The 19,581-nt window shown below is 59.9% G+C and carries 17 protein-coding genes and 6 tRNA genes (1 of these 23 cut by a window edge); 15 read left to right on the top strand and 8 right to left on the bottom strand.

Annotated features, from left to right (window positions below; all coding sequences use genetic code 11):
- Nucleotides 1-50 precede the first annotated feature (50 nt).
- From alaS to I6L35_RS21235, 10 genes are all read left to right on the top strand, one after another.
- Nucleotides 51-2,675, top strand: a complete 2,625-nt coding sequence (gene alaS / locus I6L35_RS03880; protein WP_108570813.1) for an alanine--tRNA ligase — start codon at nucleotides 51-53, stop codon at nucleotides 2,673-2,675.
- A gap of 16 nt (nucleotides 2,676-2,691) precedes the next feature.
- Nucleotides 2,692-3,930, top strand: a complete 1,239-nt coding sequence (locus I6L35_RS03875; RefSeq protein ID WP_005336054.1) for an aspartate kinase — start codon at nucleotides 2,692-2,694, stop codon at nucleotides 3,928-3,930.
- Between the two features lie 103 nt (nucleotides 3,931-4,033).
- Nucleotides 4,034-4,222, top strand: coding sequence for a carbon storage regulator CsrA (gene csrA / locus I6L35_RS03870; RefSeq protein WP_005336053.1), 189 nt, complete (start codon nucleotides 4,034-4,036; stop codon nucleotides 4,220-4,222).
- Nucleotides 4,223-4,435: 213 nt separating this feature from the next.
- Nucleotides 4,436-4,528, top strand: a tRNA-Ser gene (locus I6L35_RS03865).
- Nucleotides 4,529-4,531: 3 nt separating this feature from the next.
- Nucleotides 4,532-4,608, top strand: a tRNA-Arg gene (locus I6L35_RS03860).
- Nucleotides 4,609-4,708: 100 nt separating this feature from the next.
- Nucleotides 4,709-4,785 (top strand) — tRNA-Arg (locus I6L35_RS03855).
- Nucleotides 4,786-4,810: 25 nt separating this feature from the next.
- Nucleotides 4,811-4,887 (top strand) — tRNA-Arg (locus I6L35_RS03850).
- A gap of 28 nt (nucleotides 4,888-4,915) precedes the next feature.
- Nucleotides 4,916-4,992: transfer RNA gene (locus tag I6L35_RS03845), tRNA-Arg, on the top strand.
- A gap of 28 nt (nucleotides 4,993-5,020) precedes the next feature.
- A tRNA-Arg gene (locus I6L35_RS03840) sits at nucleotides 5,021-5,097 on the top strand.
- Nucleotides 5,098-5,303: 206 nt separating this feature from the next.
- Nucleotides 5,304-5,432: a hypothetical protein gene (locus I6L35_RS21235; protein ID WP_302056540.1), complete on the top strand. Its 129-nt coding sequence runs from the start codon at nucleotides 5,304-5,306 to the stop codon at nucleotides 5,430-5,432.
- Between the two features lie 9 nt (nucleotides 5,433-5,441).
- Here I6L35_RS21235 and pbpG read toward each other — a convergent pair whose 3' ends face one another.
- The 6 genes from pbpG to I6L35_RS03810 form a co-directional block, all read right to left on the bottom strand.
- On the bottom strand, nucleotides 5,442-6,269 hold the full coding sequence (gene pbpG, locus I6L35_RS03835) for a D-alanyl-D-alanine endopeptidase (protein ID WP_005348750.1): 828 nt from the start codon (nucleotides 6,267-6,269) through the stop codon (nucleotides 5,442-5,444).
- A gap of 160 nt (nucleotides 6,270-6,429) precedes the next feature.
- Nucleotides 6,430-7,095: a DedA family protein gene (locus tag I6L35_RS03830; protein WP_005336051.1), complete on the bottom strand. Its 666-nt coding sequence runs from the start codon at nucleotides 7,093-7,095 to the stop codon at nucleotides 6,430-6,432.
- 18 nt (nucleotides 7,096-7,113) lie between these two features.
- Nucleotides 7,114-8,406: a hemolysin family protein gene (locus I6L35_RS03825; RefSeq protein ID WP_005336050.1), complete on the bottom strand. Its 1,293-nt coding sequence runs from the start codon at nucleotides 8,404-8,406 to the stop codon at nucleotides 7,114-7,116.
- Between the two features lie 263 nt (nucleotides 8,407-8,669).
- Entirely contained in the window at nucleotides 8,670-9,728 is a 1,059-nt protein-coding gene (gene ansB / locus I6L35_RS03820) for an L-asparaginase 2 (RefSeq protein ID WP_216979584.1), read from the bottom strand.
- Between the two features lie 130 nt (nucleotides 9,729-9,858).
- Nucleotides 9,859-10,053, bottom strand: a complete 195-nt coding sequence (locus tag I6L35_RS03815) for a heavy-metal-associated domain-containing protein (RefSeq protein WP_005357810.1) — start codon at nucleotides 10,051-10,053, stop codon at nucleotides 9,859-9,861.
- Nucleotides 10,054-10,217: 164 nt separating this feature from the next.
- On the bottom strand, nucleotides 10,218-11,168 hold the full coding sequence (locus tag I6L35_RS03810; protein WP_216979583.1) for an AEC family transporter: 951 nt from the start codon (nucleotides 11,166-11,168) through the stop codon (nucleotides 10,218-10,220).
- Between the two features lie 137 nt (nucleotides 11,169-11,305).
- Between I6L35_RS03810 and treR the strand changes: the two genes are divergently transcribed.
- The 5 genes from treR to I6L35_RS03785 all read left to right on the top strand — a co-directional run bounded on the left by treR (nucleotide 11,306) and on the right by I6L35_RS03785 (nucleotide 16,516).
- The gene (gene treR / locus I6L35_RS03805) at nucleotides 11,306-12,253 is read left to right on the top strand and encodes a trehalose operon repressor TreR (protein WP_144716009.1); all 948 of its coding nucleotides are present in this window, start codon (nucleotides 11,306-11,308) and stop codon (nucleotides 12,251-12,253) included.
- A gap of 191 nt (nucleotides 12,254-12,444) precedes the next feature.
- Nucleotides 12,445-13,875 (top strand): PTS trehalose transporter subunit IIBC, encoded by a 1,431-nt coding sequence (gene treB, locus I6L35_RS03800; RefSeq protein WP_216979582.1) that lies wholly within the window; start codon nucleotides 12,445-12,447, stop codon nucleotides 13,873-13,875.
- 67 nt (nucleotides 13,876-13,942) lie between these two features.
- On the top strand, nucleotides 13,943-15,604 hold the full coding sequence (gene treC / locus I6L35_RS03795) for an alpha,alpha-phosphotrehalase (protein ID WP_216979581.1): 1,662 nt from the start codon (nucleotides 13,943-13,945) through the stop codon (nucleotides 15,602-15,604).
- A 3-nt stretch (nucleotides 15,605-15,607) separates the two neighbouring features.
- Nucleotides 15,608-16,207: a sugar O-acetyltransferase gene (locus I6L35_RS03790; protein ID WP_216979580.1), complete on the top strand. Its 600-nt coding sequence runs from the start codon at nucleotides 15,608-15,610 to the stop codon at nucleotides 16,205-16,207.
- A gap of 120 nt (nucleotides 16,208-16,327) precedes the next feature.
- A complete protein-coding gene (locus tag I6L35_RS03785; protein ID WP_005336040.1) occupies nucleotides 16,328-16,516 on the top strand; it encodes a hypothetical protein in 189 nt (62 codons plus the stop codon).
- Between the two features lie 60 nt (nucleotides 16,517-16,576).
- On the opposite strand, the gene rluA is transcribed toward I6L35_RS03785, so the two are convergent.
- Both rluA and rapA read right to left on the bottom strand, forming a co-directional pair.
- Nucleotides 16,577-17,233 (bottom strand): bifunctional tRNA pseudouridine(32) synthase/23S rRNA pseudouridine(746) synthase RluA, encoded by a 657-nt coding sequence (gene rluA / locus I6L35_RS03780; RefSeq protein ID WP_216979579.1) that lies wholly within the window; start codon nucleotides 17,231-17,233, stop codon nucleotides 16,577-16,579.
- Between the two features lie 115 nt (nucleotides 17,234-17,348).
- On the bottom strand, nucleotides 17,349-19,581 hold the 3' portion of the coding sequence (gene rapA, locus I6L35_RS03775; protein ID WP_216979578.1) for an RNA polymerase-associated protein RapA. It continues 635 nt past the right edge of the window; only the last 2,233 of its 2,868 coding nucleotides appear in the window; its start codon lies beyond the right edge, outside the window; the stop codon is at nucleotides 17,349-17,351.

The following is a 19,581-nucleotide window of genomic DNA, read 5'->3' as shown; positions in this document are numbered from 1 at the left end:
CTTACATTAATGCGGTTAAAAGTCCGTATTCGAATCAAGCAGGATTTTCCATGTATATGTCCACGTCAGAGATTCGCGCTGCGTTTCTCGAGTATTTCCGTTCCCAGGGGCACCAGGTTGTCTCCTCCAGCTCGCTGGTACCGCATAACGACCCGACCCTGTTGTTTACCAACGCGGGTATGAACCAGTTCAAGGACGTGTTCCTTGGCGCAGACAAGCGTGCCTACAATCGCGCGACGACTTCCCAGCGTTGCGTGCGTGCCGGTGGTAAGCACAACGATCTGGAAAACGTCGGCTATACCGCTCGTCACCACACCTTCTTCGAAATGCTGGGCAACTTCAGCTTCGGTGACTACTTCAAGCAGGATGCCATCAAGTTTGCATGGGGCTTCCTGACCGAGGTGCTGCAGCTGCCGAAAGAGCGCCTGCTGGTGACCGTCTACGCGACTGACGATGAGGCTTTCGATATCTGGGAAAAAGAGGTCGGTGTCCCGGCCGATCGCATCGTGCGCATCGGTGACAACAAGGGTGCCCCTTACGCTTCCGACAACTTCTGGGCGATGGGCGATACCGGCCCGTGCGGTCCCTGCACCGAGATCTTCTATGACCACGGCGATCACATCTGGGGTGGCCGTCCCGGCTCACCGGAAGAGGATGGCGACCGTTTCATCGAGATCTGGAACGTGGTCTTCATGCAGTTCAACCGTCAGGCTGACGGCACCATGGAGCCGCTGCCGCGTCCGTCCGTGGATACCGGCATGGGTCTGGAGCGTATCTCCGCCATCATGCAGGGTGTCCACTCCAACTACGAAATCGACATCTTCCAGGCGCTGATCAAGAAAGCGGCCGAGATTGTCGGCACCACCGACCTGAGCAACCAGTCTCTGCGCGTCATCGCTGACCACATCCGCTCCTGCGCCTTCCTGGTGGCAGATGGCGTGATGCCGTCCAACGAAGGTCGTGGCTATGTGCTGCGTCGCATCATCCGCCGCGCCGTGCGTCACGGTCGCAAGCTGGGCGCGACCGATGTCTTCTTCTACAAACTGGCTGCCGAGCTGGCGGTGCAGATGAAGGATGTCGCTGCCGAGCTGATCGCCCAGCTGCCGCTGGTCGAGCGCGTGCTGCGCATCGAAGAGGAGCAGTTCGTCCGCACGCTGGATCGCGGTCTGCTGCTGCTGGAAGACGCTCTGGCCAACTTGGGCGATGCCAAGGTTATTCCGGGCGAAGTGGTGTTCAAGCTCTATGACACTTACGGCTTCCCGGCCGACCTGACTGCCGACGTGGTGCGCGAGCGCGAGATCGGCATCGACGAAGAGGGCTTCAAGGCCGAGATGGAGAAGCAGCGTGCTCGTGCCAAAGAGGCCTCCAGCTTCGGCGTGAACTACAACGAGATGCTCAAGCTCGACTTCGAGACCCCCTTCACCGGTTACAAGACCCTGAGCGAGCGCACTCGCGTGGTCGGCATCTACAAGGGTGTGGAAGAGGTGAGCGGTCTGATCGCCGGTGACGAAGCAGTCATCGTGCTGGAAGAGACCCCCTTCTACGCCGAGTCCGGCGGCCAGATTGGCGACAGCGGTACCCTGAAAGTGGACGACGGCATCTTTGCCGTGACCGACACCCTGAAAGCGGGCAAGGCGATCATCCACAAGGGTTATATGGAGTTGGGCACCCTGGAGAAAGGGGCCGAGGTTGAGGCCGTGGTAGACGCTGACCGTCGTCAGGCCATCGCCCTGAACCACTCAGTGACTCACCTGCTGCACGCAGCTCTGCGTCAGGCTCTGGGCGAGCACGTCACCCAGAAAGGTTCTCTGGTTGGAGCCGAGCGCATGCGTTTCGACTTCTCCCACTTCGAGGGGCTGACCATGGCGACCATTCGCCGGGTCGAGGAGCTGGTAAACAACCAGATCCGCGCCAACCACGAAATCACCACCCAGCTGATGGATCTGGAAGCGGCCAAGTCCGCCGGTGCCATGGCGCTGTTTGGTGAAAAATATGAAGACGACGTGCGTGTTGTGCGCATGGGCGACTACTCCACCGAGCTGTGCGGCGGTACTCACGCCAAGCGCACCGGTGATATCGGCTTCTTCAAGATCATCGCCGAGAGCGGTATCGCTGCTGGCGTGCGCCGTATCGAAGCGGTGACCGGCAAAGCGGCCATCGACTTCATGCATCAGGTTGGCGAGCAGATCGAAGAGGCCGCTGCACTGGTGAAAGGTGACCAGTTCTGCATCGCCGACAAGGTTCGCCAGATGCTGGACAAGGCCAAGATGATGGAGCGCGAGCTGGAGCAGCTTAAGGCCAAGCTGGCCGCTCAGGCTGGTAACGATCTGCTGGGTCAGGTGATCGAGATCAACGGTCAGAAGGTGCTGGTTGCAGCGCTGGAAGGGGCCGATCCGAAATCCTTGCGCGGCATGCTGGACGAACTGAAGAACCAGATGAAGTCCGGTGTCGTGCTGCTGGCCACCTGTGCCGACGGCAAGGTCAACCTGATCGCCGGTGTCACCAACGACCTGACCGGCAAGGTCAAGGCCGGTGAACTGGTCAATCTGGTTGCCCAGCAGGTGGGTGGCAAGGGCGGTGGCCGTCCGGACATGGCACAGGCGGGTGGTACCCAGCCTGAGGCGGTGCCGGCAGCGCTGCAATCCGTTCACTCCTGGCTGGAAGAGCGCCTGTAATCGGGCGAGGTGATCTGTGGCACTCTATGTACAGAAGTACGGCGGCACCTCGGTCGGCACACTGGAGCGGATCGAGGCGGTAGCTGAGCGGGTCGAGCAGACCCGCGCCCAGGGACACGACGTGGTGGTGGTTGTCTCCGCCATGTCGGGCGAAACCAACCGGTTGCTGGGCATGGCCCAGCAACTGGATCCTGATGCCAACCGGCGGGAGATGGATGTACTGGTCTCCACCGGTGAGCAGGTCACCATAGCGCTGCTGGCGATCGCGTTGAACAAACGCGGTTGTCCCGCGGTCTCAATGACCGGTGATCAGGTGCGGATTCATACCGATTCCGCCTATGGCAAGGCACGCATCACCCACATCGACACCGAGCTGGTTCATGCCGAACTGGCTGCGGGCAAGGTGGTGGTGATCGCCGGTTTCCAGGGCCGTGACGAGCATAACGCCATCACAACCTTGGGCCGCGGCGGTTCGGATACCACGGCGGTTGCCGTGGCGGCGGCCATCAAGGCCGATGAGTGCCAGATCTTTACCGATGTGGATGGGGTATACACCACGGATCCGCGCATCGAGCCCAAGGCGCGTCGTCTCGACACCATCACCTTCGAGGAGATGCTGGAGATGGCCAGTCTCGGCGCCAAGGTGTTGCAGATCCGCTCGGTGGAGTTTGCGGGCAAGTACCGCGTCCCGCTGCGGGTGCTGTCGAGCTTTATCGATGGAGAGGGAACCTTAATCACATATGGAGGTGATAGGATGGAAGCTCCCCTGGTATCCGGGATCGCTTTTAACCGCAACGAGGCCAGCCTGACCATTCTGGGCGTGCCGGACAGACCAACTGTTGCCGCGCAGATCCTGAATCCGATCAGTGACGCCAACATTGATGTCGACATGATTGTGCAGAACACCCTGGGAGATGGCACCGCCGACTTCACCTTCACGGTGAATCGTGATGACTATCGCCGCGCCCGGGCACTGCTGGAGGAGACCGCCACCGAACTTGGCGCCTCCTGCGTGCAGGGAAATGGCGAAATTGCCAAGGTTTCCATTGTCGGTGTCGGCATGTGGAACCATCCCGGTGTTGCGCGCACCATGTTCAAGGTATTGGGCGAGGAGGGGATCAACATGCAGTTGATCTCGACCTCTGAAATCAAAATCTCTGTGGTCATTGACGAGAAGTATCTGGAGCTGGCAGTGCGCGCCCTGCACGCGGCTTTCGGGTTGGATCAGGCACCGCAGGAGCAGCCCTTGGGCTAACAATCTCTGATTGATTTAGTTTCAACCATTTACCATATCGGTATCTTTGTTAGATAATGTCGCATATCGATATAAAAACAAAACAGGATACAGGAGCAAGCGAATGCTTATTTTGACTCGTCGTGTTGGGGAAACCCTGATGATTGGTGATGAAGTGACTGTCACCGTACTGGGCGTTAAAGGCAACCAGGTCCGTATCGGTGTTAACGCGCCGAAAGAGGTCTCCGTACACCGCGAAGAGATCTACCAGCGCATCCAGGCCGAGAAAGTTCCGGGCCAACCGGGCTTCTAAGCCACTTTCATGGCTGTGACAAGGCGACACCTCATGTGTCGCCTTTTGTTTTTCCGGCCCCCTGAAATTGCCCTGCAGGGCGCGAAACTGCGGGATAAGTGCCGATATTGTTTGAATATTCCACGCTTTGACCAAATGCTGAGCGAACGCACTTTTTTCTCCAAAAAAGTGTTTGACTAAAAATCCCTGTGAAGTATTATCAGCCCCGCAAACGGAGAGGTGGCCGAGAGGCTGAAGGCGCTCCCCTGCTAAGGGAGTATGCGGCTTATACCCGCATCGGGGGTTCGAATCCCCCCTTCTCCGCCATTTGCGCCCGTAGCTCAGCTGGATAGAGTACCTGGCTACGAACCAGGTGGTCAGAGGTTCGAATCCTCTCGGGCGCACCATATTACGACTCAAGCAAGAGTCATGTGTTGACCATCAGCAAGTCGACACTTTGGAAAAGGCTTACTGATAAGTAAGCTTTTTTTATCGTTTTAAAACAGGGCGCCCGTAGCTCAGCTGGATAGAGTACCTGGCTACGAACCAGGTGGTCAGAGGTTCGAATCCTCTCGGGCGCACCATTTAAAACGACACAACGATTTATGAGCGCCCGTAGCTCAGCTGGATAGAGTACCTGGCTACGAACCAGGTGGTCAGAGGTTCGAATCCTCTCGGGCGCACCATATTTCAAGCAATACCAAAAGTTTATGAGCGCCCGTAGCTCAGCTGGATAGAGTACCTGGCTACGAACCAGGTGGTCAGAGGTTCGAATCCTCTCGGGCGCACCATATTTCAAGCAATACCAAAAGTTTATGAGCGCCCGTAGCTCAGCTGGATAGAGTACCTGGCTACGAACCAGGTGGTCAGAGGTTCGAATCCTCTCGGGCGCACCATACAGACAGCCTCGACTTCGGTCGGGGCTGTTTTTTTATGGGCGATATTTAACTTTTTGGTGCGGATCCCCGTGCGCTGTTGCGGGTGGATCGCCCGTTTACCTGGCTGTTCTTGTCCTTATTTCTTCCCCTGTCTGTGATTGCGCATAGCTCTTCTGATCGTTGCCCCGCCTCACCACCCTTTGCCTCATCTATAGGCGCCTTGTATGTCTGCTGTTGCAACGGCAGATGCTGCGCAGATCATCACTCAGGGTTTGGCTATCAACATCCTGCAAGGCCTGCTGAGGCGTTCTGCGGGCAATAAAAAAGGATGCCGCAGCATCCTTTGGTATTGAGAGCTTTACTCAGCTTTTCAGCCATTTGCGAATGCGGTTGGCATCGCCGATAGGGGTGCGTTTGCCCACCGAGTTGAGCAGCACGATGGCCAGCTCGCGGCTGTCCGGTTTGGCGCGCATCACCAGACAGCGCCCCGCTTCGTCAGTGAAGCCGGTCTTGGAGAGGCGTACGTCCCAATCCGGGTTTTTCACCAGCGGGTTGGTGTTGTTGAACATCAGGCTGTAGGCGGGGGCGCTGAAGCGCATCTCCCGGTTCTCATCCTGAGTGAACTGACGGATCAGCGGCTGACGATAGGCGGCGGCAGCCAGCTTGCCCAGATCCTGGGCGGTAGAGACGTTGCGGGTGGAGAGGCCGGTGGAGTCGTAGAAGTGGGTATTACGCATTCCCAATTGTCTGGCCTTGTTGTTCATGGCCCGCACGAAGGCACTGCGACCGCCCGGATAGTGACGCGCCAGTGCCGAGGCCATCCGGTTTTCGGAGGACATCAATGCCAGATGCAGGGCGTCGCGGCGGGTCACCTTGGTGCCCATGCGGATGCGGGAGTGTGTGTGTTTGACCCGATCCAGATCGTTCTTGTCGACCGTGATGGTCTGGTTGAGATTCTGTTTGGCATCCAGCACCACCAGCGCTGTCATCAGCTTGGTGAGGGAGGCGATAGGACGTACCTTGGTGGCATTCTTCTGGTAGAGCGTCTTGCCCGTTTTTACATCCACGACCAGGGCGCTGCTCGAGCGTACTTCCAGTTTGGCAGGGTTGGGTGCCGCGCTGACCGCAGGCAATCCCAGCATTCCCATCAACCCGACAACCAGCGCTGCTGCGCGAATCCGACACCACATACAACCGACTCCATTCCCATCCAAAAAAAGGCGCTAGATTCACTCATTTTTACCCCGGCTTTACAAGGGCCGAGCGGGACTATTTCTGCTATTTGCGCAAAATTGGCGATCAAAAAAAGCCCTCTGGCGAGGGCTTTCGGGTCGGGCGTTGGGCGAGGGGTCAATCCCGCGGCTGCGCAGCCCTGCGTTTGCTGATCCAGCGCCAGACCAGCGCCACCATGCCACCCAGCAGCAGGGCCACCGGCAGATAGATGATGATGTTGAAGAACTGGGTCTGGTATTCGGCGGCCAGCTTGGTGTGGCTCAGGTAGTAGCCAAACCCGACCAGCGGGCAGATCCACATGATGGAGCTGATCAGATTGACGATGAGGAAGCGCCCCTGGGGCAGCTCGGTAGCTCCCACGATATAGGGGTAGGCGGTGCGCACGAAGGCGATATAGCGCGCGGTGATCAGGGTGATGATCCCGTACTTGTCCAGCAGGTGGTAGACCTTCTGCTGGTGTCGCTCTTCCACATGGGACATCAGCCGATGGTAGAGCTGGGTGTGGCCGAGAAAGCGCCCCTGCATGTAACCGAGCCAGGTGCCGACAAAGGTGGCCATGATCAACAGCGGGATCACCCCGAGAGACAACACATCCTGATAGATGAGTACGCCGGTGAGGATCAGCAGGCTGTCACCGGGCAGAAAGGCGGTAGGGATGAATCCGTTTTCCAGTACCAGAAACGTCAGAATCACACCACAGATCATGAAGGCCATCTTGGGATCGGAAAGTGTGTTCAGATCGTGATTCATAAAGGCGTGAGCCAGTTGGTAAAACTGCTCCATACTTGCAAACTCCGCAGGTTAGCTGGGTTGATCGGTCAAGGGCATGGCGAGCACCTTGTCGATGCGCAGGCCATCCATGTCAACAATTTCCAGTTGCCACTGTTCCAGTGTCACCAGGTCTCCGGTTTGTGGAACACGACCAAGGAGCAGCATGATAAGCCCTCCGAGGGTGTGATAGTGATGTTTTTCTTCTTCTGGCAGACGAACCAACTCCAGACAGTCCTTCAACTCTGGCAGCGGGATCAGGCCATCGAGCAGCCAGCTGCCGTCGGCGCGCCGGAAGGCCCAGTTGTCCTCGCCATCCTCCTGCTGGAAATCCCCCGCCAGCGCCTCCAGCAGATCCTGCTGGGTGACCAGTCCCTGCAGCTCGCCATATTCGTCCACCACCAGCGCCATCTGTTCGCTGTGGGTGCGGAAGTGGTTGAGCAGCTCGACGCCGTTGAGGGTCTCGGGCAGCAGGCTACCCTCCTGGGTCAGGGCAGCCAGATCGATGGGCTCCCCCTTGATATAGGCGTGCAGCACCTTGCTGACATTGATGATACCCACCAATTCTGACAGGTTGCCGTCGCAGACCGGAAAATAGCTGTGTCGATACTCCACCAGCCGCTGCAGGTTGGTCTCCAGCGGCAGCGCCAGATCCAGATAGCGGATATCGCTGCGCGGCACCATCAGGGAGGAGAGGCTGCGCTCGTCGAGACGGAAGACGTTGCGCAGCATGGTGTGTTCATGATCCTCGATCACCCCAGCTTCAGAGCCCTCCACCAGCATGGCGTGGATCTCCTCCTCGGTAACGTTGGCGCTGCCATTCTGGTTGACCCGCAGCAGCCGCAGGCTGGCATTGGTGGAGGCCGACAGCAGCCAGACGAAGGGGCGGGTCAGGGTGGCGAGCCAGTGCATGGGGCGGGCCACCAGACAGGCGATGCGCTCGGCATTGAGCTGGCCCAGCCGCTTGGGCACCAGCTCCCCCACCACGATGGAGAGATAAGTAACCACCACCACCACAATGATGGTGGCGATCAGGCCACTGCTCTTGGCGGGGAGTCCCCACTCCTGCAACCAGAGGGAGAAGGGCTGGGCCAGCAGGGATTCGCCGTAGATACCGTTGAGCAGACCTATGCTGGTAATGCCGATCTGGACGGCAGAGAGAAAATGGGTCGGGTCTTCGCCCAGTTTGAGGGCAATGGCGGCGGAGCGGTTGCCTTCAGAAGCAAGCTTGCCGAGGCGAGCCTTGCGTGCGGTGACGATGGCGATTTCTGACATGGCGAAGACGCCATTAAGCAAAATCAATCCCAGCAGGATCAATATTTCCATACAGCAACAGCACTCCTTGAGTGGATAAGATCGCTGGCAGTGTAATGAATTTGGCGGCGATGTGCTTGTGAAAGCGGGTGATCCGGCTCGCTAATTTGATGACAGCGCTCTGCGGTGGCTGAAAAAGATGGCCGGAAAAGGGAAGGATGACCTCGCCAAACGACGTAATGGGTGAGGCGGGTGCTTGGCGAAGTGGCATTGCATGCAGGATGGAAAAGGGCGGGAAGTCCCGCCCTTGCTTATTACTTGTCAGAAAACCTTTATCAGAACTGCTGGAACCAGCGCTGGATCTGGGCCGGATCCTTGCTTTGGGTCAGGGAGAGCATCAGCAGCACCCGCGCTTTCTGCGGGTTGAGAGTGCCGGAGGCCACGAAGCCGTACTTGGCATCATCGATCTCGGCATCCAGGGTGGTGGCGCCGGTCGGCACGCGGGCGGAGCGCACGACGCGGATGCCATCCTTGCTCGCCTTGGCCAGGGTGTCGAACAGGGTGTGGTAGAGGTTACCGTTGCCCACCCCGGCGCTGACGATGCCGTCGAACTTGGCATCCACCATCGCCTTGGCCGGCAAGTCGGTGGCGTTGGCGTAGCTGTAGACGATGCCGACTTGCGGCAGCTTGTCGAGCTTGCTCACGTCAAACGGCGTCTTGCTGGTGTGCAGACTGGCCGGGCTGCGCTGATAGTCGATCTTGCCGTTGTGGATGTAACCGAGCGGGCCAAAGTTGGGGGAGGCGAAGGTTTGCACCCCGGTGGTGTTGGTCTTGGTGACGTCGCGGGCATCCAGCACTGTGTCGTTCATCGCCACCATGACGCCACGGCCCTTGGAGGCGGGGTCGGAGGCGGTCACTACGGCGTTGTAGAGGTTGAGCGGGCCATCGGCACTCATGGCGGTGGAGGGGCGCATGGCGCCGACCAGCACCACCGGCTTGTCGCTCTTGACGGTCAGATTGAGGAAGTAGGCGGTCTCTTCCATGGTGTCGGTGCCGTGGGTAATGACGATGCCATCCACGTCATCCTTGGCCAGCAGCTCGTTGACCCGCTTGGCCAGCTTGAGCCACACCTCGTCGTTCATGTCCTGGGAGCCGATCTTCACCACCTGCTCACCCTGCACATCGGCCACGTTCTTCATCTCGGGCACGGCGGCGATCAGGGTTTCGATGGCCACCTTGCCAGCCTCGTAGTTGGACTGGGTAGCCGACTGGCCTGCCCCGGCAATGGTGCCGCCGGTTGCCAGAATATGGACGTTGGGCAGGGCCATGGCCATGGGGGAGAGGGTCAGGCCGACGACGGCGGCGAGCAGGGTCTTGCGGATCGGTAGGGTCATGCTGCAAATCCTTATGGTTGGAATAATCGCAGCAAGTTTGCCCGTTTAATAACCTGGGTCTGTGATAAAACTCACCAAAAGACAGGTGAGTACAGATTTTTAACCTGCTTTATACCTCTATAGAGATAATTTAACTCGCAGAGAAACCTTTGGCTTCGATCAGGGCGATCAGCTCGGCCTTGCTCAGCTCGCTCTCGATGACGGCCTTGCTGCTGGCGAAATCGACGGTCGCGGTAGTGACTGCAGGCTGGGCCAGCAGGGCTTTTTGCAGACTGGCGGCGCAGCCACCACAGGACATGCCGGACACTGTGAGTTCGATGGTCATGGAATATCTCCTCTGTTGATGAGCGCCAGCCTAAAGCTGCCGCCTCCGGCAAGGTCAAGCCGTCAGTACATAAGACCCAGATAGTTCATCAGGATGGCTCCCTGCCGGTGTATGGGTGCCAAGGTTCGTGGTGGCGATGAGGTTGGCAGTTTCCTCGGGCAGGGTCAGTACATAAGACCGAGGTAATTCATCAGAGTTGCCCCGAGGCTGGTAGTAACCAGCGATCCAAGGGTGGTAGTGGCGATGATGTTCGCTGCCAGCACGCTGTCACCCCCCATGGCGCGGGTCATCACATAGCTGGCGGCGGCAGTCGGGGTGGCGCTGATAAGAAACAGGATGCCGAGCTCCAGATGGCTGAAGCCGAGCAGGGCTGCTCCCAGAGTGAACACCGCTGGAATGAGGCAGAGCCGCATCACGCTGGCCCAGCCGGTCAGCGCCGCCCCGCCGCGCAGGGCGCCGAGACTGAGGGAGGCGCCGGTGCAGAGCAACGCCAGCGGCAACGTCATGTTGGCGAAGTAGCTGCCGGTGGTGAGCAGCAGTTGCGGCATCTTGATACCGAGCAGGGTAAACGGCAGCGCCGCCACAATGGCGATGATGAGCGGATTCTTGATGATGCCGAGCAGAATGGGGCGGATACCGGTGGCACCGCCGAGACTGCGGGTGAGGGTGATCACAGCGAGAATGTTGTAGAGCACGGTCACCGCGCCGACATAGAAGGCCGCCGCCCCCAACCCTTCGTGGCCATAGGCGTTCTGCACATAGGCGAGCCCGATAATGGCGCTGTTGCCGCGAAAGCTCCCCTGCACGAAGATGCCGCGCAGTCGCTGCTCCCCGATAAAACGTCCGGCCAGCAGCTCCAGCACCAGATAGCTGATAACGGTGGCGAGCAGGCCATAGCCGATAAACCAGAGGCTCGGCATGGTGGCGAAGTTGGTACCCAGAATACTGAGAAAGAGCAGAGCGGGCAGGGTGACCTGAAACACCAGTCGCGAGGCGGATTCGGTAAAGGGATCCGGCAGCAGCCCCAGCCGCTTGAGCAAGATGCCGAGCAGCAGCACCACGCAGATGGGGCCTGTGATGGAGAGGGAGAAGAGCAGACTGGCCAGCAGATCCATGATGGGCGTCCTGTGCTGTGCCCACACACCCTGACGGCGGGGCAAAAAGGGCATTCTAACGCCATGGGCTTGTATTCACAGGGGTTAATCACAACAATGTGGGCAATTCCATCGCCTAGCCTCCTGTGAGCCAATTCATGGACAAGAAACTGACCATTCTCGATATCGCCAGACTGAGTGGCGTCGGCAAGTCTACCGTCTCCCGGGTGCTTAATCAGGATCCCAAGGTGAAGCAGGAGACCCGCGAGCGGGTGGAGCAGATCATCGCCGAACATGGCTTCGTGCCGAGCAAGTCGGCGCGTGCCATGCGCAGCCAGAGCCAGCAGGTGGTGGGGATCATCGTCTCGCGGCTCGACTCCAGCTCGGAGAATCAGGCGGTGCGCGGCATGCTGGAGACCCTCTACCAGCGTGGCTACGATGCCGTGCTGATGGAGAGCAAGTTCTCCCCCGCCAAGGTACAGGAGCATCTGGCGGTGCTGGATCGGCGCGGGGTGGATGGCATTATCCTTTTCGCCTTCAATGACTTGGACTATGCCGCCATGGCGCCGCTGAAAGAGAAGCTGGTGCTGGTCGCCCGTGAATATCCCGGTTTCTCCTCGGTCTGCTTCGACGACGCCGGTGCGGTGCGCACCATGCTGGCGCAGCTGGCAAGCCGTGGCGCCCGCGACATCGCCTATCTGGGGGTTGATGCCTCGGATCTCACCACCGGCCAGCGCCGCCTCGACGCCTATCTCGCTTACTGCGCAGAGCAAGGGTTGCGCCCGTGCAGCGCCCTCGGCGATCTCAGCCTGCAGAGCGGCTACCGGCTGGCGGCCGAGCTGCTGACGCCCTCCACCCAGGCGTTGGTCTGCGCCAGCGACACCCTCGCCATCGGTGCGGCAAAATACCTGCAAGAACAAGGGCGTAGCGAGGTGCTGGTGACCGGCCTTGGCAACAACCCCATGCTCAGCTTCCTCTTTCCCAACGCCCTCAGTCTCGATCTTGGCTACAAGGGGGCGGGGGAGCAGGCGGCGCGTCAGCTGCTCGGTCAGATTGAGCAGGATCAGCCTCCGCTGGTGACTATCGCCCCCTGCCGAACCCTGTGAGCCCCATCACTTCAGACTGAACAAAAAGTGCGCTTTTTGTGACGCTAGCCACGAATTGGGAACGTTCCCATTTCGATCTGGCCAGATTGTCGGCATGCTAAATGGGAACGATACCAAAACGCTCCGGCCGACAGACTGGCTCAAAAGGGCGATACAGACCACTATTCAATGGCGTCACAGAGGGAAGACCCATGTCCAAGATCAACGCACAGCAGCTTGCCACCCTGATCGACAAGATCGGCGGCAAGGAGAACATCGCCACCGTCAGCCACTGCCTGACCCGGTTGCGCTTCGTCCTGAACGATCCGGCCAAGGCCGACAGCAAGGCCATCGAGACCATCCCGGCGGTGAAGGGAAGCTTCACCCAGGGCGGTCAGTTCCAGGTGGTGATCGGTAACGAGGTAGAGCAGTGGTACAAGGCGCTGACCGAACAGCTCGGCGTCAGCGGTGGCAGCAAGGAGACCGCCAAGCAGGCGGCTCGCCAGAACATGAACCCGCTGGAGCGGGGCATCTCCCATCTGGCGGAGATCTTCGTACCGTTGCTGCCCGCCATCATCACCGGCGGTCTGATCCTGGGCTTTCGCAACGTCATCGGCGACATCAAGATGTTCGACGATGGCACTCACACCCTCACCGAGATCAGCCAGTTCTGGGCTCAGGTACACGCCTTCCTCTGGCTGCTGGGCGAGGCGATTTTCCACTTCCTGCCGGTCGGTGTTTGCTGGTCTGCAGTGAAGAAGATGGGCGGCTCCGAGATCCTCGGTATTGTGCTGGGGGTAACGCTGGTGTCACCGCAGTTGATGAACGCCTACGGCATTGGTCAGCAGACTCCCGAGGTGTGGGACTTCGGCCTGTTCGTGATCCAGAAGGTGGGTTATCAGGCGCAGGTCATTCCGGCGCTGCTGGCGGGTGTCTTCCTCGCCTGGGTAGAGACCAACCTCAAGCGGATCATTCCGGCCTATCTCTATCTGGTGATTGTGCCATTTGTCTCGCTGCTGCTGGCGGTGATCGTGGCTCACGCCTTTATCGGCCCGTTCGGCCGCTGGATTGGTGAGGGCGTCGGCTTCGCTGCCAAGGCCGCCATGACCGGCTCCTTCGCCCCTATCGGTGCCGCTCTGTTCGGTTTCCTCTATGCGCCGCTGGTCATCACCGGCATCCACCACACCACCAACGCGGTGGATCTGCAACTGATGCAGAGCATGGGTGGCACCCCGATTTGGCCGCTGATCGCCCTCTCCAACATCGCCCAGGCTTCTGCGGTCGTCGGCATCATTCTGATTAGCCGCAAGGAGAACGAACGGGAGATCTCGGTACCTGCCGCCATCTCCGCCTACCTCGGGGTGACCGAACCGGCGATGTACGGTATCAACCTCAAGTACAAGTTCCCCATGCTGTGCGCCATGGTGGGCTCCAGCCTTGCGGCCCTCATCTGCGGTTTCGCCGGGGTGATGGCCAACGGCATCGGGGTAGGCGGCCTGCCGGGCATCCTCTCCATCCAGCCGCAATACTGGGCCGTTTACTCCCTCGCCATGCTGGTCGCCATCGTGGTGCCGGTGGTGCTGACCCTGCTGGTCTACAAGCGCCAGCAAGCAGCCGGCAAGCTGGCCGAAGCCAGCGCCTGAATCTGATTGTCAGGGCGACCCAACGGGTCGCCCTCTCCCTTTTCAATTTGTGACAAGAGAAAGAGCCATGAGCCAAACACCCTGGTGGCAGAGCGCCGTGATTTACCAGATCTATCCCAAGAGCTTTCAGGATTCCGGCGCCCGTGGCACCGGCGATCTCAAGGGGATCATGGCCCGCCTCGACTACCTCAAGACGCTGGGGGTCGATGCCCTCTGGCTGACCCCGGTTTACGTCTCGCCGCAGGTGGACAACGGCTACGACATCGCCGACTACTACGCCATCGACCCCGCCTACGGCACCATGGCTGATTTCGAGGCGCTGCTGGCCGCCGCCCACGCGCGCGACATCCGCATCGTGATGGATATCGTGGTCAACCACACCTCCACCGAGCACGCCTGGTTCCAGTCGGCGCTGGGTGATAAAAACAGCCCCTACCGCGACTACTACATCTGGCGCGATCCGGTGGATGGCGGCGTGCCCAACAATTGGCAATCCAAGTTTGGTGGCAGCGCCTGGGAGCTCGATGAGATTACCGGTCAGTACTACCTGCACCTGTTTGCCCGCGAGCAGGCGGATCTCAACTGGGAAAATCCGGCGGTGCGCGCCGAGGTGAAAAACATCATCCACTTCTGGGCCAAGAAGGGGGTGGATGGTTTCCGCCTCGACGTCATCAACCTCATCTCCAAGGATCAGGCGTTCCCGAACGACGAGATTGGCGATGGCCGCCGCTTCTATACCGACGGGCCGCGCATCCACGAATTTTTGCAGGACGTGAGCCGCGACGTGTTTGCCCCGGTGGGAGCCATGACGGTGGGGGAGATGTCCTCTACTTCGCTGGAGCACTGCCAGCGCTATGGCGCCCTCGATGGCTCCGAGCTCTCCATGGTGTTCAACTTCCACCATCTGAAGGTGGATTACCCCAACGGCGACAAGTGGACCAAGGCGCCGTTCGATTTCCTCGAACTCAAGCGCATCTTCAACCACTGGCAGAGCGGCATGCACGGCAAGGGGTGGTCGGCGCTGTTCTGGTGCAACCACGATCAGCCTCGCATCGTCTCCCGTTTCGGCGATGAGGGCGAGCATCGGGTAGTGGCCGCCAAGATGCTGGCCAGCACGCTGCACGGCCTGCAAGGCACCCCATACATCTATCAGGGGGAGGAGCTCGGCATGACCAACCCCGGCTATCAGCACATTAACGACTATCAGGATGTGGAGAGCCGCAACATCTTCGCCATCAAGCAGGCGGAAGGGATGAACGAGGCCGAGATCCTCGCCATTCTCGGTACCAAGTCCCGCGACAACTCGCGCACCCCGATGCAGTGGAGCGCTGCGGCCAATGCCGGTTTCACCCAAGGGACGCCCTGGCTCAAGCCAGCCGCCAACTATTCCGAGATCAATGCCGAGGCGGCGCTGGCCGACCAGCACTCGGTGTTCTGGCACTATCGGGATCTCATCGCCCTTCGCAAGGCGCACCCCATCTTCACTCAGGGGGATTATCAGGAGCTGCTGACCGGGCACCCGCAGATCTGGGCCTATGCCCGCCGTGCCAACGGTCAGACCCTGCTGGTGGTGAGCAACTTCTACGGCGAGCCGGTGGAGTTTGCCTTGCCTGCCGAGCTGCAAAGCGGGCAAGGTCGGCTGCTGCTCGGCAACTACTTGGATAGCCCGGCCCAACCGCAATCGGGTATGCTGCGCCCTTATGAATCCCTGATCTGGCTGATGGAGTAGGTAATGGAGAAGGTGGTGCGTGGTGCCGAGTGGCAGAAGATGGTGGCGGGGGAGCCTTATGATGCGGGCGATCCCGAGCTGAAAGCGGCGCGCGAGCGCTGCCGCAGGCTCTATCACACCTTCAACACCAGCTGGCAGGAGAAACCGGCGCGGGATGCTTTGCTGCACGAGCTGCTCGGTAGCCGCGGCCAGGAGTGCGCCATCAATCCGCCGTTCTTCTGCGACTATGGTGCCAATATCTTCGTCGGCGAGAACTTCTACGCCAACGTCAATTGCACCATCCTCGACGTCTGCGAGGTACACATCGGCGACAACGTGCTGCTGGCGCCCGGGGTGCAGATCTACACCGCCGCTCACCCGGTGGCGGTGGCGCCACGCATCAGGGGTGTCGAGTTCGGCAAGCCAGTGCGGATCGGCCACAACGTCTGGATTGGCGGCAGCGTCGTCATCTGCCCCGGCGTCACTATCGGTGACAACAGCGTCATCGGCGCCGGTTCGGTGGTGATCAAAGATGTGCCCGCCAACGTGGTGGCAGCTGGCAACCCTTGCAAGGTGCTTCGGGCGATGACGGCACAGGAGCTTGAAGGCGTCATCCAGCGGTGAACAGGGGCCATGAATGCTAGTGCTATCTGATTGATAGAAAAGCAACTGTCAGATTGTTTTGCATTCAGTGCTTATGTTCGGGGCCGCTTGGCCGATACTGTTGAGTGCAGGAGGAACCCTATGGATATATCAAGTTCTGCAAATGCGTCGTTTGGTTCTGCTCTGATGACGGCCAGTCTGGCCAAGAAACAGCAGACCCAAGAGGGCGAAGCTGCGCTGAAGCTGCTGCAAAACGCAGCGCAATCAGCGCCGGTTGCACCGACATCGGCCAGCGCTTCTCTGGGAAGCAAGATCGATATTCGCGTCTGACCCTAATGAAAAAGCCCCCATCTTGCGATGGGGGCTTTTTTATCTCTGCGATTTGCGGGATTAGACCGGGAAAGGAGCTGGCGCCTCGAAGGTCATCCGCTCGCCACTGCGGGGGTGGCTGATGGTCAGGCTGGCCGCATGAAGGTAGAGATGGGGCGCGGCCGCCAGCGCATCCGGATGAGCATAGAGGTTGTCACCCAGGATCGGGTGCCCCAGCTCCAGCATATGGACGCGCAACTGGTGCGAGCGACCTGTGATGGGGGTCAGCTTGATCAGACTGTTGCCGTTCTCCACCTTCAGTTTCTGCCACAGGGTCAGGGCGTGACGCCCCTCCTCGTGATCCACCTTCTGTTTCGGGCGGTTGGGCCAGTCGACGCAGAGCGGCAGGTCAACCTGACCCGACACTGCCTCCGGCTCACCCCACACCCAGGCGAGGTAGTGCTTCTCGGTCTCCCGCTCGCGAAATTGCCGACTCAGCTCCCGATGAGAGTTGGGATTGAGGGGAATGACAATGACGCCTGTGGTGGACATGTCGAGGCGATGAGCTGCCGCCGCCTTGGGGTGCTGCTGTTTGACCCGATGCAGGACGCTGTCTTCATTCTCGGGGCCGCGCCCGGGGACGCTTAGCAGGCCAGTGGGCTTGTTGACCACCATGATGTCCTTGTCCTTGAACAGGATATCGAGCCAGGGTTCCAGAGGCGGTGAGTATTCAAACATAAATGTCTCGCATCAGAAGGTGGGGGCAAGCCCCCATCAGTTATGGGTAACCACGACAAAGCGGCCTTGGGTATCCAGTTTGAGCTGGGTCTGGCCGCTGTCGGTCGGTACCTTGTCAGTTATGGGTAACCACAATAAAGCGGATTGCATCCAGCTTGAGTTGGGTCTGATCGATCAGGTGGTGCAATTCTGCCTGCAGATTGCGCAGATAATCCAGTTCGCTGTCGCGCACGTTCGGGTTGACCGCCTTGAGTGCTTCCAGACGATCCAGATCCTGCTGCAGGGTCTGCGCCATCTGGGCGCGGGCCTTGTCGACAATCCCGGCTTTCAGCTCTTCGGCAATGGCCTGGCCCTTGCCAATCAGACCGTGGATTACCGGTTGGGATGCAGTCACGAGCTTGCTGCCGAGGTGGCGATTGACCGGAGTCAGCTGGCGGTTGAAGGCATCGAACGCCACTTTATCACCCAGATTCTGGCCGTTCTTGTCCATCAGCAGACGGATTGGCGTCGGCGGCATGAATCGGTAGAGCTGGGGATGGGCCGCAGACTCGGCGACAAAGATCAGCTCAAGCAGGATGGAGCCGATGGGCAGCGCCTTGTTCTTGAGCAGTGCGACCGAGGTGGCACCGATCTCGGAGCCCAGGATCAGGTCGATACCGCCGCGCATCATGGGGTGATCCCAGGAGAGCAGCGCCATGTCATCCCGCGACAGGGCGGTGTTGCGATCGAAGGTGATGGTCATGCCATCTTGCGGCAGGCCTGGGAAGCTGGAAACCAGCATATGATCACCGGGAGTCAGCACCAGCGCGTTCTCGCCACGGTCATCCTGATTGACGCCGATCTCGTCGAACATCTTGAGGGCAAAGGAGATCATGCCGGTGTCGTCATCTTCGGCGGCCAGCTTGTCGACCAGCTGCTGGGCGGCGGCGCCACCGCTGGAGTGGATCTCCAGCAGGCGATCGCGGCCCTGCTCCAGTCGGGCCTTGAGCGGCTCGTGCAGTTCGCGGGTCTTGACCAGCAGGGCCTCGAGGGTTGCCTGATCGCCGGTGTTGGCGGCCAGCAGCTCGAACAGCTCTTCACGTACCGCTTCGAATACCGGGCGGGCAGTCGGGCAGGTCTGCTCGAACGCGTCCAGACCATCGTGATACCAGAGTTGCAGGGCGCGCTGGGCAGTCCCTTCCAGATAGGGAACGTGGATCTCGACGGTATTCTGCTGACCGATACGATCCAGTCGGCCGATACGTTGTTCCAGCAGATCCGGATTGAGCGGCAGATCGAACAGCACCAGATGACTGGCAAATTGGAAGTTGCGTCCTTCTGAACCGATCTCGGAGCAGAGCAGCACTTGGGCGCCACCCTCTTGCTGGGCGAAATAGGCGGAGGCCTTGTCCCGCTCGAGGATCGACATCCCTTCGTGGAACACGGCACCACGGATCCCTTCACGGGTACGCAGCGCCTCTTCCAGCGCGATGGCGGTCGCCGCTTCGGAGCAGATCACCAGCACCTTCTGCTGGCGGGCTGAGAGCAGCAGCTCCAGCAACCATTCTACGCGCGGGTCGAACTGGGTCCAGGTGGCGTTGTCGCCTTCGAACTGCTGGAAGATCTTCTCGGGATAGAGGTAGCGCAGGGCACGGGTCTGCAGATCGCCACCGTTACCACCCATCATGCCCATCACCTTGATGGCAGTTTTGTACTGCTCCGGCAGCGGCATGGGGTAGACGTTGAGGTGACGCTCGGGGAAGCCTTGAATATTGGCGCGGCTGTTGCGGAACAGTACCCGGCCGGTGCCATGCTGGTCTAGCAGCTTGGCGACCGCCTGCTGGCGAGCTGCGGCATCGCTCAAGTCCAACCCTTCCAGCTGGCTGGCGAGGATCTGTCTGGCTTCATCGCTCAGGGTCTCGCCATCCAGCAGCTCTTGTGCGGCGCTGGCGACCTGACCATAGGCCTGCTCCTCGGCGAGGAAAGCCTCGTAGTCGTAGAAACGTTCGGGATCGAGCAGGCGCAGACGGGCAAAGTGGCTCTGGTGGCCCAGCTGATCCGGTGTCGCAGTCAGCAGCAGCACGCCCGGCACCTGTTCGGCCAGTGCTTCCACCATTTCATAGGCACGGCTCGGCGCCTCTTCACTCCACTCCAGATGGTGGGCTTCGTCGACAACCAGCAGATCCCACTCGGCTTCCAGCACCTGCTCGAAGCGACGACGCTTCTTGCGCAGGAAGTCGAGGCTGCAGATCACCAGCTGTTCGGTCTCGAAGGGGTTCTCCGCATCGGCAAACGCCTCGATGCAGCGCTCCTCGTCAAACAGGGAGAAGTGCAGGTTGAAACGGCGCAGCATTTCGACCAGCCATTGG

It is taken from the genome of Aeromonas sp. FDAARGOS 1405, from assembly GCF_019048265.1.
In the GTDB taxonomy this organism is placed as follows: domain Bacteria; phylum Pseudomonadota; class Gammaproteobacteria; order Enterobacterales; family Aeromonadaceae; genus Aeromonas; species Aeromonas veronii_A.
This window is presented reverse-complemented; position numbering and strand designations above follow the sequence as displayed.